The 20,152-nt window shown below is 35.8% G+C and carries 2 protein-coding genes and 1 pseudogene; all 3 read left to right on the forward strand.

The features are described 5' to 3' along the window. A pseudogene (locus tag IRZ78_RS24235) lies at positions 1 to 1,181 on the forward strand (hypothetical protein); the annotation flags it as partial. A 134-nt stretch (positions 1,182 to 1,315) separates the two neighbouring features. Beyond that, positions 1,316 to 19,051 carry a T9SS type B sorting domain-containing protein gene (locus tag IRZ78_RS24240; protein ID WP_194619830.1) on the forward strand — a complete coding sequence of 5,912 codons (17,736 nt, stop codon included), beginning with the start codon at positions 1,316 to 1,318 and terminating at the stop codon, positions 19,049 to 19,051. A gap of 44 nt (positions 19,052 to 19,095) precedes the next feature. Further along, the gene (locus tag IRZ78_RS24245; RefSeq protein ID WP_194619832.1) at positions 19,096 to 20,070 is read left to right on the forward strand and encodes a type IX secretion system membrane protein PorP/SprF; all 975 of its coding nucleotides are present in this window, start codon (positions 19,096 to 19,098) and stop codon (positions 20,068 to 20,070) included. Positions 20,071 to 20,152: the final 82 nt, after the last annotated feature.

Below are 20,152 nucleotides of genomic sequence, written 5' to 3' on the forward strand. Positions count from 1 at the left end.
TTCAGGCAAAATTAGCTGCCGATTCTAAAGCCAAAGCTGATGCAGAAGCTCTTCAGGCAAAACTAGATGCGGATGCTAAAGCGAAAGCCGATATGCAAGCTGCACAAGCTAAGTTATTGGCAGATCAAAGAGCAAAAGCGGATGCCGAAGCTACAGAAAGATTACAAGCTGAAGAAGAAACAAGACAATTGAGATTAGCAGAAGAAGCGCGTGAAGCAAAATTATTGGCCGATGCCAAAGCGAAAGCGGATGCCGAAGCACTTCAGGCAAAATTAGCCGCAGATGCAATTGCAAAAGCAGCTTCAGCTCCAAAAGACGATACAGCAAAAGCGATAGATGATTTAACACAATCTATCGAGAATTCGGTTAAAAATCAAAAAGATTTATTGTCTCAGTTCAATACCACTGTGGCTAATAAACAAAGAGATTTGAATGACTTAAAAGAAGAGAATGATTTAAGTGAAAAAGGAATCTATAAAGAGCCAAAACCTTTCAAAAGTGTTGCGGCCGAAAACAGCCAGTTAGAGGCTTTAAAAACACAACTTGCGGATGCTAACAGAATCCAAAAAGATGAAATCGCTAAGCTGACTAATTTATATAACGAAAGACTTAAAAAATTCCCGAATAAAAATGATGCTTTAAATAAGGCATATCTGGATAAGATCAACCAGTTGAAAGCAGCACAATTAAAAATGGAAGAAGACAGTGCCACTTTACTTTCGAATTTAGAACGTATTAAAGCTGAAACTGAAATTGAGAAAAAACGTAGAATCAAACGTGCAGCGTACGAAAATGATCAGGGAAGATATGCGCAGGACGTTGCCGCTCTTAAACGCATTAAAGAAACGACTAAGATAAGCAGTACACCATTAACCGCAAGTGATTTTGATTTTGGTGAAGACCAGTCGAATATGCAGATTATCAAGAATATTAAAAATTCTGATAGCGGTTATTATTTAATTATTGCAGTTCACAATAGTGTAGAAAAACGTGATCAGTTCCTTGCAAAAGCAGTTGCAGCAGGACGTTCAGATGTTAATTTCTTTTACAATGTAACAACAAGTAAATATTATATCTATTACGAGAAATTCGAAGGTTTATCTGAAGCAACTAAGGCATTAGAAGCAAAAGGAACCAAGCCATATAACGGGAAAATGGCCATCGTAAAAGTGGAGAATTAATTGAAAATATATAATTAAAAATTTCAGTCCTTCTGAATTTTCAGAAGGACAGTAAAATAAATGTTTAGAACGCTTTAATTTATTTTTTAATGCCCCTTAAAAAATTTCAGGACAAGCAAAACAAAATGAAGACTATGAAAAAACCTACTATTTTTAAAGTATTTATTGCAGCGGTACTTGTATTGCTAAGTATCTCTTCTCACGCCCAGTTAAGAAAGGGTTTTACTCCAAGAAAAACAACCAGTTTAAATGGAGATATTTTAGTTATTGGAAACAATATTCTCAATAGAGATAATGGAAATGGTGAGCGTCCTAAAGATCCTTACGATGTAATTGGTGAAGACAGTAAGTTAAATGACGATTTCACTATGAAATATATTGATATTGATAATAATACTGATACATATAATTCAAGTTCTGCAAAATTAACAATTCCGCAAGCTAGTAAAACTTGTTATGAAATTGTGTATGCTGCTTTATATTGGGGCGGAACTTATCGTGGTACGGATAGGAGTAAGATTAATCAAGTCAAATTTAAGAGTCCCACAGCAGCTTATAAAACTATCACAGGAGAATTGCTTTTTGATGAAGGTGGTGCTGGTGTATCAAATCCATACGTAGCCAAACCATATGCTTGTTTTAAAGAAATTACAAATGAAGTTATTGCTGCTAAAGAGGGAGATTATACTGTAGGAGATATAGTTTGTACTGAAGGGAAATTTGCTCCGGGAGCCAGTGCAGCAGGTTGGTCTATTTTTATAATCTATAAAGATCCTTTACTGCCTAATAAATATATTACTAGTTTTGATGGTTTTAGTATTATTAGAAGTAGTGATGGTCCATTAGATATTCCTATTTCAGGTTTTAGAACGAATCCTTTTGGAGATGTAAATGTAAAATTAGCTTTTAGCGCTTTAGAGGGCGATAACCCATTAGAGGGCGACGGTCTGGAAATTAAAGGAGCAAAATCTGCTGCATTTGGAGCTATATCATCACTGGTAAGACCAATTAGAGTTACAACCGGAAGAAATCCTAAGTCTATACCGAACTTTTTTAATAGTAGTATTTCAGATGGAGATACTTATATGATGGATCGTAATCCTAAAAGTATAAATACACTTGGTTATGATGCTGGTGTTGTAAAAATAGATAACAAAAATAATTCAATAATACAGAACGACGAAACTAATGCAACTCTTAGAATTAGTACTTCTTCAGATTCTTATTATATGTTTTTTAATGCGTTAGCAGTAGAGATTATTGCTCCAAAAATAGTACTTAGGAAGAATGTGCTAGATAAAGACAATAAGAATATTAATGGGAAGCCTGTAACACTAAGTCAGGATCTACAATACGAGATTAATTTTAGGAATGAAGGAAATGATGATGCTAAAAATTTTACAATTACAGACAACCTTCCTAAAAATGTAATTTTCGGAGGTCTTAATAGTATTACGATGGACTCCAGAATTACCGCAGCTTATGACCCTGTGGCAAGAAGACTCGTTTTTACTATACCTGATGCGTTGGTTGTTGCAAATGGTCCACTAATACCTTACTCAATTAAATTTAAAGTAAAAGTGGTAGATGATTGTAATGAGCTGATTGATGCTTGTGCCAACAAAATTGAAAATATAGCATTTTCTAAATATTATGGTGTAAAAAATACCACTCCTGAAGGATTTGGAGAAGGAAGTTACTCTACGATTTCGGAATGTAATGTTGGAGAACCAACAGCAACAAACTTTTTAGTAGGTATAGATAAATGTTTGTTTAGTAGAGATGTTTCGCTTTGTGGTACCACAACTTTAACGGCTGCTTTGGGCTATAATACTTATGTATGGAAAGATCCAAACGGAGTTGTTTTTGGTGGTAACAACAGAACAGTTACAATTAACAAACCTGGAAAGTATACGGTTGACAATAGTGGCGCAGCCAATTGTGAGCCAATACAACAAACATTTAATGTAACAGATTATCTTGCTTCAACTATTAAAAATCCGATCAAAGGAGACAATATTGATCCGGCTACAGGAGAAGCTTTCACATGTGTTAGGGATAAAAAACCGTTTCCTAAAATTTTCTTATGTGGACTTAATGACAAGAGAGACATTGATACACAGATTACCGGAGCTACAAAAGTAACGTGGCAGGAAACAACAGATGTGCCTTCAAAAGATGAGCCTAATCCGGAGAGCTGTCCTTATGAAGGAGCAACAAATTGGACAACAATTGTTGAAAATAGTACTAAATTTACTGCTGACAGACCGGGAGTTTTTAGAGTTGTTGTAAATTATGGGAACACTTGTGTGGTGACACATTATTTTAATGTTTACCAAAACAAACTGGATTCTAAAGCTGAAAAGCAAGATATCATTTGTAATACCAAAGGATGGATTAAAGTTACAAATCCACCTGAAAATACAGGTTATAATTATAGCCTTGATGGGGTTAATTATCAACCTGAAAGTACTTTCTATAATGTTCCGAAAGGAAGTTATAAAGTTCAGATTAGACAGACTGTATTAATAGATGGTCAAATCTCAGCATGTCCTTTCTTTGTGGATGTTAATGTTGAAGAACTTGAATTTAAAACAGATCTTAAAGCCACTAACCCAATTTGTACAGGAGATTTAGGAACTATAACTGCAACTATAAGTAATGTTCCAGGAAATTATAAATTTATTCTTAGAAAAAAAGGAACTACAGCTGAAATTCAAAATACAGGATTAATAACAGATAATTACAAGGTATTTACTGGTGTTGAACCAGGTTTTGTATATGAGGTAATTATGTCTACTGCCAATAATGGCTGTAGTGTAATTAAAGAAGTAGAAGTTTTTGATTATCGTTTAACAGCTGAAGCTAAAGTTACTAAAACACTATCAGAATGTGGTGCGGGAGAAATTCTGGTAACGGTAAAAGGAGGAACTCCAAGACCGGGACCACCACCATATTATATGTATTATATAAACGGGAATGTTAATTATGTTACAAATCCTAAAATAGTTGTTACAGCGGAAACTTTACCTGCAGATGGTATCTTCAATATAGAGGTTGTCGATGACAAAGGATGTAAAGTTATGGCGCTTCCGGTAAAAATGGTTATGGTTCCAAAACCTACTATTACAGTTACACCTAGTAATGTTGATTGTTACGGAACTAACGGAGGTCAGATTAAAATTGATGTTTCACCTGCAGACTCTGGTTATGCCGTTTCATACAGCCTTAATAACGGAGCGTTTAATTCTATTTCACCAATAACTAATCTTGCACCGGGAAGTTATTCACTTGTTGTAAAATATGTTTATGAGGGTGCAGAATGTTTAGATGAGCCAAGAATAATAAAAATTACAGGTCCAGAAAATGCATTAAGTGCTTCTGCAGGAGTCTCTGAACTGGCTGGTTGTGGTCTGCCAGGATTTGAACATCAGGGAAAAATCAGAATTACAAATGTACAAGGAGGAACACCTCTTTATACTTATAGTTTTGATGATCAAAAAACCTGGATAAATGAGAACGAAGCTTTTGTGGATCCGGGAAAATATACTGTATACGTTAAAGACAGTAAAGATTGTGTTTACGCAATGAAAGATATTGTTTTAGATCCTAAACCAGCAGATCCTTCTATTGAGCCAAACCCTAAAGTAGTTTACAATTGCAACGGAACCGGAAATGCAACTATTGTAGTAAACAATACAGGTGGAGCAAATTATACTTATGAGTACTATATTGATACCAAACCAAATACCCCTATTACCAGCAATGTATTTAATAATGTTCCTGTAGGGAAACATGTAATATCAGTAAAATACAAAGCTGTTTCGGCAGCAACATATAGTAACTTATTACAAGAAGATTTTGGACAAGGAGGATATACTACAACTCCTGGAATCAGCCCGAAATATTGTTTTGAAGATGAAACGACTCCACATCCGGCAACTTTTCCATCGATATGTGGTAACATCAATGATTATCAGATAAACGATGGTAAATATGCTGTTGCAAGTAGTATAAAAACAACTTTTGGAGGTACTTGGGTAGTTGCAAAAGATCACACTTTACCTGCTGATAAATTTGGAAGATTTTTATGTGTTAATATCGGAAGTTCAGCTGGAGTTGGAGGTATTATTTACAGTAAACCTATTAAAGATGTTATTGTAGATCAACCTGTAATTATTTCATTATGGGCAGAAAATTTAATGAAGAGTACTACTGGATCCAATTATTACGATCCTGAATTAACTATACAATTAGTTAATGACCTGGGCGGACCAGGAGAAACTATCGTTGCAACAACCGATACGGCAAATCCTTGGAAAGTACCAAGAAATGAAATTTGGAATTATAAAGAATTGTCTTTAAATCCTGGTGCATACAATAATCTTAGTTTTGTAATTCGTTCTTATAATAATAAATTCAGCGGAAATGATTTACTTGTAGATGATATTTGGGTTCGTCAATTACCTAAATCTTGTATAACAGAGAAGAAATTTGATGTTATTATCGAAACCAACAAAGCATTTAAAGTTTCAGAACCTGTAATTGACAATGCCACTTGTAGTGATAAAAACGATGGTAAGATCACACTTACTGTTGAAAATTTTGATGCAAAAGATGGATTTAAATATTCTCTTGATAATGGTGGAACCTGGAATACAGCAACAACCTCACCATTTACCATTTCTGGATTAGCCAAAGGAAATTATAAAATTATCGTTAAGAATGATGATGCTGGATTATGTCAAAGTTCTTTCGAAAAAGAAATAACAGCGCCAACAACGATTACCACAACAGCAAGTGTTACAAAACCTTCTACATGTATTTTGGGAGCGTCAATTACGGCTATTCCGGTAGGAGGTTCGCCTAAATATACTTACGAACTTTATCATGCAAATGGTACGATTTACAGAACCAGTGACAAAGCTACATTTGATGATGTACCAGAGGGATCCTATTTTGTAGTAGTTAAAGATAAAAACTCTTGTGCTTCTTCAGCTTCAGATCCTGTAGAAGTAAAAGATCCGACTAAACCAAAAATAACCTTGGACGAGTCTTCTGACTTATGTTATGATGCTGCCAATAAAGCCACTATTGTTGTTAAAGTAGAGGGAGGAATAGCGCCTTTCTATTACAGCTTGAACGGAGCAACAGCTCAAAAAGATAATAATAAATTTGAAGTTGGGCCAGGAACATACTCAGTTGTAGTAACAGACGGTAACGGATGTATTGCTGATGCAATTACAGGAATTCAAATTGGAAAACAAATTATTGCAAGTCCTCGTATAACTAAATTAATAGACTGTACATTAACACCGGAAGCTGAAATCACAATTGTTGCTTCAGAAGGAATTGCGCCTTATACTTATAAAGTATCAGAAGACGGTGGAACTACTTTTGCTGATATGACTAGTAATATCTATAAAACATCTAAAGTAGGTAGTTATGTATTTAAAGTTACAGATTCAAAAGGATGTTCTGTAGTTACTGCTGCTGCAAAAGTAGATACAAAACTAACTCCAACAGCTTCAATAGCAAGCCAGACAAATCCAAAATGTAATAATGACTCAAATGGTTCATTTACAGTTTTACCAGCAGGAGGATCAGGGCCAACTTACCAATTTAAATTTAATGGTGGTAGTTATGGTACATCTGCTACGTATTCAAACTTAAATGCGTTTGTAGGTGCAGTAAATACCAGAAAATATACGTATCAGGTAAAAGACAGCAAAGGTTGTGAATCAATAGTTTATGAAGTTACTTTAACTAACCCGACAAAAGTTGCAGTTAAAGGTAGTTTCCCGGCTAATACAACTTGCAGCACCAGCACGGTAATCACTATTATCGGTGAAGGTGGAGCAGGCGGTTACAAATATAATTTTGATGGTGGCACAAGTTATAATGATGTAACTACCAAAACAGTTACAAATACAACTTCTGAGCAAACGATTAAATTTTATGTAAAAGATGCTAACGGATGTACAGCCGAAAATGAAATTAAAGTTCCGGCATTTAATCCGCCAACTTTAATTAATTTTTCTGTACCGGCAGCAATTACTTGTAATAAAAACAACACAAGTCTAACGCTTACAACAACTGGCGGAATTGCTCCAATTACTTATGAAGTAACAGGAGGACCAACTTCACCACCTTCAAACACTACAGGTATTTTTACAGGATTAGTGGCAGGTGAGTATTCATTTAAAGCAACAGATGCGAGAGGATGTAGTGTAAATGATAAGAAAACTATTGACCAAGCAGTTAAAATTAAAGCTGAAGGTTCAAAAGTAGATGAAGTATGTTATGATGCTAAAAATGGTAAAGCTTCATTTACAGTGTCTGACATAAGCAGTACAGGTAACTTTAGCTATACTTTTTCTCCAAATACTGGTACTCCAAACGTCAACGGAAATGTAGTAACCTATACTAATTTAGCTCCGGGAACCTATACTTTTGTTGCAACTGATCTTGCAACAGGATGTAGTTCAGATAGCAAACAGGTAACTGTGGGTACTGCAACTGCAATTAATTTTACTGTTAATGCATCAAAAATTAGTTGTAATAATAAATTTGCAACTCTTACAATAACAGGTATATCAGGAGGTAGCGGTAACTATACTTATGCTTATGCAAAAAGTCCGTCTACTGCTCCAAGTACCCCTTACGGAACAATTTTAACAGTTGATACAGCTGTTTTAACAACTAGTATAGATGTTTATGTAAAAGATGTAAATAATTGTGCGGTTAAGAAAACAATTGCAATACTAACAGAAGATCTTCCAACTATCAATCCTATTGCAGCGCAATGTTATCCGGGAAGTCCTGTTTCTGTAACAATTACAGGAACTTTTGCAACACCGGCAACATTTAGTAAAAATGGTACTGATTTTGGAGACTCAGCTACATTTAGCTTAACTCCTGGAAATTATAAATTAACAGTAAAAGATAAATTTGGCTGTGAAGCTTTTATCAATTATAAAGTTGCTGATCAGTTAACAATTACCCCAACAGTTGTACCAGATGTTTCTTGTACAACAGAAACGAAAATTAGTTTAACTTCTGCCGGTGGTACCGGAACTCATACTTACGCAGTTTCAACAGACGGTGGAAATACTTATGCAACAACTACAAGTCCTTATACCGCTACTGCATCTGGAACTTACAGATTTAGAGTTAGTGATAGTGCAACCCCAGTTTGTTACGCATATACAGTAGATATTCCTGTAACGCTTAAACCAATTGTGTTAACACTTAGCACAGGTAAGACTAATGTTAAATGTAATGGGGGGGCTACAGGATCTATTTCTATTACAGCAACATCTGGTAAAGCTCCTTTTACATACAGTGTAACTAAAGGAGGGGTAGCAGCTTCAGTAACAGTTTCTGCAACGACTACGAGCGCTTCAGCTACTGGCTTGTCGGCTGGAATTTATGATATTGTTCTTAAAGATATTCTAGGTTGCGAAGGTACCGCGCAAGTGACTATTGCTGAGCCAACTAAATTAGTAGCATCAGCATCGGCGACTAAATTTTCATGTAATGCTGCGAATACTAAACAATCTGCATTAGTAACAATAAATCCTGTAACTACGGGAACTGGACCTGATTATCAATATAGTTTTAATGGAGGTTCTTTTACTGGTACAAATACATTTCCTGTTACTGATAACGGATCAGATCAAACGATCAAGTACATAGTTATGGATAGTAACGGTTGTACTACACCTGAACAATCAATAACATTATTAAAATTAAATCCACCACAGGTACTTTCTGTTAGTGCAAGCCCTATTTATTGTGCACCAGCTGTAACATCAAGTGATGTTAGTATTAAAATAAAACCATTAACAGGTGTTGCTCCTCTTAAATATGAAATTTTTTCAGGTCCAACAACAACAAATACTTCGGGAGCAGCTGATGGAAATTTCAAAGGATTGCCAGCTGGTAACTATGTTTTTAAAATTACAGATGATAATGGTTGTTATGTATATGCCAATAAAACAATCCAGAATGTAGTGCCAATGACAGCAATTGCAACAAAAGTAAATGATGCATATTGTCATAATGGAGCTACAGGTAATATCAGCTATGAAGTAAATGGATTTGTTTCTACATACAGCTATACTGTAAATGGAGTAAGTACTGTGAGCGGACAAACTGCAAACACTTTTACACTGCCTAATCTTGCAGCTGGTGTTTACAAAGTTGACTTTATTGATGAAACTTCATTATGTACCGTTTCTACATCAATCACAATTACAGAACCAATAGCAGATTTAACTTTAGGCTTAGTTTCTAATGTGAATGCGAACTGCGGAAAACCTTCCTCTACTGTTACAGTGTTAGGTGCTGGTGGTACACAAAATGCAACCCCTACGAAATATGAGTATGCCATTTTAGATGCTGACAACCCAACAGGAACACCATTGTATGGTCCAAGTCCTATATTTAACATAAATTCTAACGGAGGAGCTGATAAAAATTGGACTATCTTTGTAAAAGATGCAAAAGGTTGTACTGCAACTTTACCAGTAACAATTGATACTGATCCAATTCCAACAGTAAGCGCTTCGGTTACGAATCAATGTAGTGCTTCTGGAAGTTCATTCACAATTAAAGCTACTGGTAATGGAGGAGTTGGTCCTTATACCTATACAATAAATACAGGTGTGGCTCCTAGCCCTGCCGATACATTTACAGTGGCAGCAGGAAATTATACGATTACGGTTACAGATGCTAATAATTGTACCAATATAACATCAGTTGTTGTAAGTGATGCATTAAATCCACTAGCGGTTTTAACTAATGATATATGTCCTGCAGTTCTTCCTGCTTTACCAACTCCGGCGAAAATCACATTTACAATTAATGGAGGAAAATCGCCTTATGGTTATAGAGTAAAAGTGGGAGCGGGATCTTATAGCGGTTTACCAATTGCTTTTACAACACCTCCATTTGAATATCAAACATTAACACCAGGTGTTTATCAATTTGAGATTTCAGATGCTAATGGTTGTACTAAAGAGACAAACCCAATAACAGTAACAAATGTTGGTGTTACCTCTTCTTATGATCCAATAAGCCCAACCTGTAACGGAGACACTGATGGTTCAGTAACCATTAAAGCACTTACAGGAGTGGCGCCATTTACTTATAACTTTAATAATAAGGGATTTAGCAACATTACTGTTTATGGTGGTTTAGCTGCGGGAACTTATCCTTATAGGGTAAAAGACAGTAGAGGTTGTGTGCAAAATGGAACAATTGTTATTGCGCCAACACCTAAAATCGATGTTAAAATTGGAGTGAATGGAATTACTTGTAATTCTACACAACCAGGTAGCTTAGATCTTAGTGTATTGTCTGGAGGTACTGCACCATATACTTATTATGTTTATGATAATAAAATGAATCAAGTACCGGGTTCACCATTTACGGAAACTTCTAATGCTCCAACTGCGGTAATTAATGTCCCAAATTTAGCTTTCGGTGATTATTATGTTACGGTAGTAGATTCTAAAGGCTGTAAATTTGAAAGTACCGCACTAAGAATAGCACCACCTCCATATTTAGAATTTGGAGTTGAAGTTATAGGAAAGACTTGTGCTGATGGTATTTCTATTGAAATAAAAGTTAAACCATTAACGGGTACTCCTAATTTTACTTATTCTATCTATGGTACTAGTACAACATCAGGATCTATTCCTGATTACTCTTATATTTTTAAGAACTTAGACCAAAATACGCACTACATTTTTGAAGTAATAGATTCTAAGGGTTGTCCAACGTATTTAGATTATACTACCCCTACCATTTCGCCTATTACAATTACAGCAAAAACAACAGATGTTACTTGTTTTGGTTCTGCAAATGGTAAGATTGATTTTGAAGTGACAGGTTATGACGGTTTGGTTACGCAAATTGATTATGAATTAAGAGATAACCTGACGAATCAACCAGTGCCACCTGGTAATATTAGTGGTCCTTTAACTTATAAAGCAACACCTGCTCCTCATTTTGAAGGAGCAATTACAAGCTTAAAACCGGGTAATTATACGTTGTATGTAAAAGAAGTAGATGGAACACAGTGTTCAACTTCGTTTGTTTTCCAAATCAAACAACCAGCTTCTGCACTTCAGGCGAAAATAAGCAAAGTGTTAAATGCAAATTGTCACAGAGGTGCTTTGGTAACTATTACTGCTGGTGGTGGTACAGGTCCTTTTAAATATGTAGCATATCCTACTGGAGATCCGGTACCAGCTTTTGTTGATGAAAACGTACTAGAACTGGATCCTGCAAAAGGAAACGACTGGAGTTTTATTGTTAGAGATGCGAAAGGCTGTGAAGTTCCTTTAGGTCAAATTATTACTACTGATCCAAGTCCGCTTCTTGATCCTTTGACGATAGTGAATAAATGCGTTGCCGAAAATACTTTTGGAATTATTGTTTCTGGTGTAAAAGGAACAGGTGCTCCGGTAACGGGTGCTGTTTCTATCAGTGTTGACAGTGACAATGCTTATACATCTATTTCGACTTGGCCTTATACAGTAACCGGTCTTAGTTCTGGTCTACATACTATTTATATAAAAGACGCTAACGATTGTATTGATTCAAAAACAGTTACCATTGCTAAGCCTCTTAGTTTAACAATCGATCCGGTTATACAACCTAGCTGTATCGTTAACGATGGTTCAGTTACATTAAATCCAAAAGGTGGTTCAGGTACTTACAGCTATACTATCTCGCCAACTTATATTGGTCAGGTAATTTCAGGAAATACCATAACAGGTCTTAAAGCAGGTACTCATACCGTTACTATAACTGATGGTGGAGCTGCAGGAACGCAGTGTACAACTACGGCTGAATTTACATTGAAAGTGGGAACTCCGGTTGATTTTGATGTTGAAATTACTAATATATTGTGTAGTAGTTTTAATGTTGGAGATCTTGTCGATAACGATAATAGTGGTAAACTTGTGGTTGTATTGAAACCAGGAAGTGATAATCCAAATTATACCTATACGCTTACAGGAACTGAAACTTTTGGTAACGTTGCTGTTAGCAGACCAGCTCAGCCAACACCTGAGTTTACAAATCTTAAAGCAGGAGTTTATGATATTTTAGTAACTTCAGGAAAAGGTTGTTTCCTTAAAAAGACAAACTTTACCATTACGAAACCAACAAAATTAACAACTACAGCTAAAGTTACAGAATTTACATGTAACCCATCTACTAATATAGTTCAAGCAGTAGTTGTGACTATCGATGTGCCAACTACAGGTACATCTCCTTACCAATATAATTTTGATGGTTCGTCAACATATAACGACGACAATAAATTAACAGTATATAACAATACAGTTCCATTAGTGGGACGTGATATTTCGTACTATGTAATTGATAAAAACGGATGTAAATTTACTGGTACTGTTCATGTTGATCCATATAAAGAGCTTACAGATATTAAATTTGTGGCAACAGCACCGGTTTGTCCAACCAATGTTTCTGATGTTACTTTAAATGTAATTGGCGGCTATACAACAGCGGCAAGTGGAAATACATTAATGGCAAAATATGAGATTATTTCTCCTTTTACTTTAAATAATGGCCCTTCAAATGTGTTTCCAGGTTTAGCACCGGGTACTTATACATTTAGAGCTACTGATGACCACGGTTGTTCTATCGAGAGAGATTTGATCATAGATGATGTTGTTCCAATTGATATCAAATTGACGTCTTCAACTAATATTACTTGTAATGCTGCAAATGGTCTTACAAATAATGGTAAAGCTATTTTCCAGGTTTCTGACTTTAGCGCATCTGGAAATTATACAATTGCAGTAACAAGCGTACCACCAAGTGTACCGGCTGTAGTAGTTCCAACTCCTGTTGCTGATGTTATTACATTGCAAAATTTACAAGCAGGAACTCATACGATAACAGTTACAGACAATACAACAAATTGTTCTAAATCTGCTGTAGTGACTATTACTGTGCCAAATCCAATAACATTTACTGCATCGGCAACTAATGTAAATTGTAATTTGGAAGAATCTACAATTACGGTTGCAAATGTAGCTGGCGGAACTGGACTAATAGGAAATTATACTTATGCAGCTGTTCCGGCACTTTCGGGTACTACACCAAGTTTTGGCAGCAATCCTATAAAAGTTGATACTAATCTAACCATTCTTTCTTGGGATGTGTATGTAAAAGATGCTAATGGTTGTATTTCTGCTAAAGTGAATGTTCCGGTTATCCGTGATGCAGCTCCAGTTCTTAATCAACCAGCACAGCAGTGTTTTGTAGATGCAGCGATTACAATTAATTTTGCTGCCCCTGCAATATCTACAACTTACAATGGTAACAAAACATTTACTGTAAATGGTTTACCAACAACTAATAACATAACATTTACAAAAGCAGGAAAATACAAGATTGTATTAACTGATGATCACGGATGTACTGATGAAATAGAGTACATTATAGAAGAGCGTTTAATAGCTAACGCAACACTAGAGAAAGATCTTTACTGTGAAGTAGGTAATGAAGCTGCAAAAATCGTTGTTGAGGTTAAAGGTGGTAAGACAACTCCAGCTCCAAATTATACATACCAAATGTATTTGGACGGAACTCCAGTTAATGGTCCAAAACCAACTACGGGTAATTTTACAGAATTTGTAACTGCCGAAGGAGATTATACTTTCTTGATCTCAGATAGTAATGTACCATGTACATTTACAACCGCTGCTGTAACAGTTAAAAAACCTGGGACAATTGTTCTTACACCATCAAAAACTGATGTGATCTGTTGGAATGAAAGCAATGGAAGTTTAACAGTTGTACCAAGTGGAGGTGTTGCTCCTTATAAATTTGTGCTTTCAGGAGCAACTAATACAACAGGAGATAAAAGCGGTATTTATACTAGTTTAGCCCAAGGTGATTATACAGTTACAGTAACAGATGCTAAAGGTTGTTCAACTACTTCAGCTAATATTACAATTACTCAGCCACCTTTATTAGAGGCAGATCATTCAGTTACACCAAATACATCTTGTAGCACATTTACAGAAATAGTGGTAGAAGGTAAAGGTGGTACTGGAACAGGAACATATCAGTATAACTTTGATGGTAAAGGATATGATTCAGTAGATCGTATTTCGGTAAGTAATGATGGTTCAATTGCATCAGTTACCTATACAGTTAGAGATGCTAATGGATGTGAAACAAGTCCGGTAACAGTTCCGATTGTTCCGTTAAACAAGCCAAGTGCTTTAACATTCTCACCAACAGCTATTACTTGTGCTGCTGTAAATAGTAATGTTACAGTGAAAGCTACAAATGGTGTAGGTGCATTAGAATTTAAAATTATAGAATTCAATGGAGTACCAACAACACTTTATGCACCAATCACAACATCAGGAAGTGCGGTTCCGGCTGTATTCAGCGGATTACCATTTGGTGATTATAAATTTGAGGTAACTGATAATAATAAGTGTTCATTCAGTGATGTATTAACTATAAAAGATGTAGTTAGAATCATTGTAGATGGTGAGTCTTTCGCTAAGACTTGTATTGGTAATAATGATGGTAAAGCAATATTTACGGTTTCTAATTTCAAAGGAACTTATACTTATACAATAACTAAAGACACTGATGCTCCTTCGGCACCAGTTACAACTTCTAATGCTGTAGTTACTTTATCTAACTTAGCTACGGGATCTTACAAAATTGATATCCTTGATGATATCACAAGTTGTCCAACAACTTTCACAGTTGTTATAAACGATCCTGTTGTTGTTACAGTTACAGAAGAAGATAATGATAATGCTAATTGTACAACTGGAGCTCTTGTTACAGTTGCAGGTCACGGTGGAACACCTGATTATACCTATTCATTTGTTCCTGTAAGTCCAACAGCAACACCTGGAGTATTCTTGCCAGATGCTACAAGAGAGTTAGATCCTGCAACACCAGCATGGTATGTTTATGCAAAAGATCAAAACGGATGTATTTCTGTTCCGATAATTGTAAACATTCAAAAAGATCCGTTACCAGCAGGATTTACTGCTAGTGTAACATCACAATGTGCTGATGCTTTAGGAAATTATGAAATTGTAATAGATGATTCTGCTGCAGTTGGAGTAGGACCATTTACTTACAGTGTTGGAGACGGATTCCAATCTGGTTTGAAGTTCAGTGTAAAAGCGGCTAAAACTTATGACATAGTTGTAAGAGATAAATTTGGTTGCGAAACTACATTCCCGGCATTGATCACTATTTTACAACCTGTAATTTTAGAGGTGAAAAAAGATATCTACCCAACATGTGCAGACGGTGACGGACAAGTTACTGCAAGTGCAACTGGAGGATCAGGTAACTTTAGTTTTACTATTGATGGGGTTAGAACAATAACAGGAACACCTGCAGTATTTGATAAGTTATTTGCTGGTTCACATACTATTATTGTTACTGATTTAGGAACACCAAGTAATTGCACAGATGAAGTTGTATTTGTTTTAGATGCAGCAACAAAAGTTACCGGATTTGATGCAATTCCTACTATGGTTTCTTGTAATGGTGGAAATGATGGAACAATTACAGCAAGTCTTGCTCCAACAAGTCCTGGAGTAAACGATAACCCTAAATACATGTACAGTCTAAATGGTGGAACACCACAAGAGAGTCCTGTATTTAAAGGATTAATAGCAGGAACATATACAGTTTCTGTACTTTCAGGAAGAGGTTGTCCTGCTGATAAAACTGTTGAAGTGAAGCAACCATTGGAAATTAAGGTACCAAACCCAGTTGTAACTCCTTATGGTTGTACTACTGATAACATTAGTAACTATGCAACTATAACGGTTAATGGTGTTACAGGTGGTACAGGAGAGTATACTTATGAGTTTATAAATGGTGTAACACAGGTTTATAAAGGACCAAGAAATGTCTTTATAGAAAAAGACTACAAAGGTGGTTCTTATACAATAAACGTTTATGATGAAAACGAATGTATTGGTACTGCGGTTGGAACATATGAAATCGTTCCATTTACTGCAATGGATAATGTGGTTATCAAAGTTGATAATGCGATTACTTGCGTAGACAATGAAGATATCACAGTAACAGTAAAATCAGTAACAGGAGCTGTTATTACCGGATTAAACTATAGTTTAAGCGGAACAAACGGAACTGTTTATGGTCCGACTCCTAGTACAGACGGAATCTTTACAGATTTAGGAATTGGTAATTATATCGTGACAGTAACGAATCCTGCTACAAATTGTACGATTCAGGCAGTTCACTTTATCAATAATCCAAACACATTCGATATCATCGCTAAACCTGAAAATGAGAATATTTGTTTTGGAACAACTACAAGAGTACAATTAACTTTCGTAGACAATCAGTTAATTCCAGATAATGATGCAGGTCCGTTCGAGTATACAATTACGGGTGGAGTTTTACCAATCACAGGTACAACAACAAGTGCAGGTCCAATTTGGGTTGATAACCTGGCAGCAGGTCAGTACAAAATTGTAGCTAAACTGGTAAACAAACCAGAATGTACAGTTGAGACAACATTTACAATCAACCAGCCAACAGCTGCATTAACGGTTACTAAAACGCAGTCAGAAATTACTTGTATTAAAGATAATAATGATGGTGTAATCGTTGCTACAGCAACTGGAGGATGGCCAGGTGAGTACTTATACGAATTAAGATCAGGTACAACTATTATTAAAGCATATAGCGACTCGCCAATTTTTGACAAGTTAACAGCTGGAGATTACAGAATATATGCTAAAGATGCCCTGGGTTGTGAAAGTTTTGTTGATGCTAAATTAGAAAACCCAACACCAATTAGTATTACAATTAGCGCTACACCAATGCTTACTTGTTTCGACAATGAAGATGGCGTAATAACGATTAATACAATTAACGGAGGTTCAGGAAACTATAGCTATACATTACATGGTGTATTAACTGACGGAACTGTTACAGTTGAGCAATCACAAGGAGGAAACCAGTTTAGAGGTCTAAAAGCAGGAACATATTATGTTACTGTAAATGATACCTGGACTTGTACAAGTGACTCTAATAAAGTGACAATTGATCAGCCAGAAATTGTAAAAGCAAATTTAGAAATTCAAAAAACTGAAAGTTGTAAACAAGTTCCGGTTGTGAGGTTAACAGCTACTGGAGGAAATGCTCCGTACTATTATAGTGCAGATGGAATTAATTACACAGGACCATTTAACTCTTTTGTAGATATTACATTACCTGTAACAACAGCAAAAACGGAATACAAATATTTTGTAAAAGATGCTAACGATTGTAAGAGCTACGTGTCTAATACTAGTGAATTCTCACCAGTTCCTGCATTAGGATTTGAGCGCTCTAGCGAAATTGATATTAAGTGTAAAGGTGGCGCTACGGGTTCTATCAGTGTGTTAGCAAATGGAGGTTTAGGAAACTATGTTTATACCTTACAAAATGCTGCAGGTGTTGATATTACTCCAGCTCCGGCACAGGTTATTCCAGGTACATTTACACAATTGCCAATTGGAACTTATATCGTAAAAATTACAAGCTTAGATTGTGATACAGTATCTACTTTGTTCGAGTTAACAGAACCGGATACTTCATTGACAGCTGATGCTATTGCAACACCTTTAACTTGTAATGGTTATAACAATGGTAAAATTACTGTAAACGCAACTGGTGGTGTAGGAGCATATAAATATGCAATCGAACCAGAATTTAAACAGTTCTTTGACAAAAATGTATTCGAAAACCTTAAACCAGGTTTCTACGATGTATTAGTTCAGGATGAAAACGAATGTTATGTATTCCTTAAAGACGTAGAAGTAAAAGAACCAGCACCGCTTTCGGCCGTGGAGATTCCAAATTCTATGATTCCAGAGGTTTGTGTAGGAGACAAAAATGGTGTATTTGCGATTCAGATTATTGGAGGAACAGCGCCTTATACAGCAAGTCTTGATAATGACAAAGGTCCATTCCTTCCGGTTGATGGAGATACAGAAGATTATAATGGATTATCAGGAGGTAAGCATATAGTTTACATTATCGATAACAGCGGATGTATGACTGAAGTTACAATCGATATGCCGGAACCAGTAATGCTTGATCCAACTGTAGAGGTAAATTACGATTGTGTAAACAATTCACAATCTAATATGGTTACAGTAACAGTTGATGAGAGTAATACAGATCTTACACAAGTAGATTATGCACTTGATAGTGATGTAGGTCCTTTCCAGCCAGGTAACATCTTTACAAATGTTGCTCCTGGAAAACACTTTATCGTGGCAAGACATACTAACGGATGTAAAGTGCCAACGGCTAGTTTTGATATCAAAGCATACGATCCGTTAACACTTATAAAAACTCCAGGTCAGGAAGAAATGAATATCCTTTCAGTTACTGCCGCTGGTGGAGCTCCTGGTTACGAGTATAGCTTCAACGGAGAGCCGTTTACATCTTCAAACAAATACAAATACTACAAAACTGCAGATTATGTTGTAATTGTGAGAGATAGAAACGGATGTACAGCGACCATAACTCTTCCTGGAATTTACACAGACGTTTGTCTTGATAATTACTTTACTCCTGGTGGTGCTACAAACACAACATGGGGTCCTGGTTGTACGAATATTTACAACAACCTTGAGTTCTCTATCTTCGACAGATACGGTCGTGTAATTGCTAAGTATCACTACGGTCAAAAATGGGATGGTAGATACAACGGTGCCGAATTACCTTCAGGAGATTACTGGTATGTTCTTAAACTGAACGATGCTAAAGATGACAGAGAGTTTGTAGGACATTTCACTTTATACAGATAACAAAATAAGAGCCCCTAATGATGTTGTCTAAAAAATTAATTACAATGAAAAAGTTTATTTTATCTTTAGTACTCATGGCTGTAACAACAAGTTACAGCCAAGAGTTAAACCTACCAGTATTTACACAATATTTAGCAGACAATCCTTTTGTTATTTCACCTGCCTTTGCCGGTATCGGGGATAACCTTAGAATTAGAGCCAACGGTCTTACACAATGGGTGGGTATTAAAGATGCACCGCAAAACCAGTCACTTTATGCTGATTTTAGAATTCTCGATCGTTCCGGAGTGGGTATTTCGCTTTATAATGACAGAAACGGTTATACGCGTCAAACGGGAGCTAAAGTTTCCTTTGCGCACCATATCATTTTAGATTATTATTCAAAGCAATATCTTTCTTTTGGACTTTCATACAACTTCAATACATTTCGTATCGATACAGACGAGTTCAATACTACAATCGAGCATCCGGTTATAGATCCATCTGTAACAGACAATCGTTATAATGCCAATAACAACTTTGATATTAGTGCTTTGTATCGTAATAAAAGCTTCTATATAAGTTTTAATGCCAATAACGTTTTAAAGAAAAACACCGATAAATACAGAGGAGTAGAACCTAATTTACTTTCAAACTATCAGGTATATACCGGATATGTTTTTAGAGATGGAGAAAACAGCCGAATCGAATATGAACCATCTGTTTACTACCAGTATTTTGCAAGTGATAAACGTTCTACAACCGATTTTAACTTCAAGTACAGACGTTACAACCGTTACGAAGATTACTATTGGGTAGGAGTTTCATATCGCTTCTTAAACGACCAGTTCCCAAAACCATTATCAGTTGGGCCAATGGTAGGTTTCATGAAATCTAAATTTTACTTTGGGTATTCGTATCAGGTAATGTTCAACGATTTAGGAAACTATAACACAGGAACGCACTCGGTAACTATTGGTTTCGATTTCTTACAATCCATCAGTAACTGTCCTTGTACGCAAAGTCCGGTTCACGATTAAGGAGTATTTTTATCATTTTAGAGGCAAATTTGTTTTTTTTCTTAACTTATAACGTTTTCGCTGTTATAGATAGGTTATTTTT

This window comes from Flavobacterium sp. CSZ, from assembly GCF_015350725.1.
In the GTDB taxonomy this organism is placed as follows: domain Bacteria; phylum Bacteroidota; class Bacteroidia; order Flavobacteriales; family Flavobacteriaceae; genus Flavobacterium.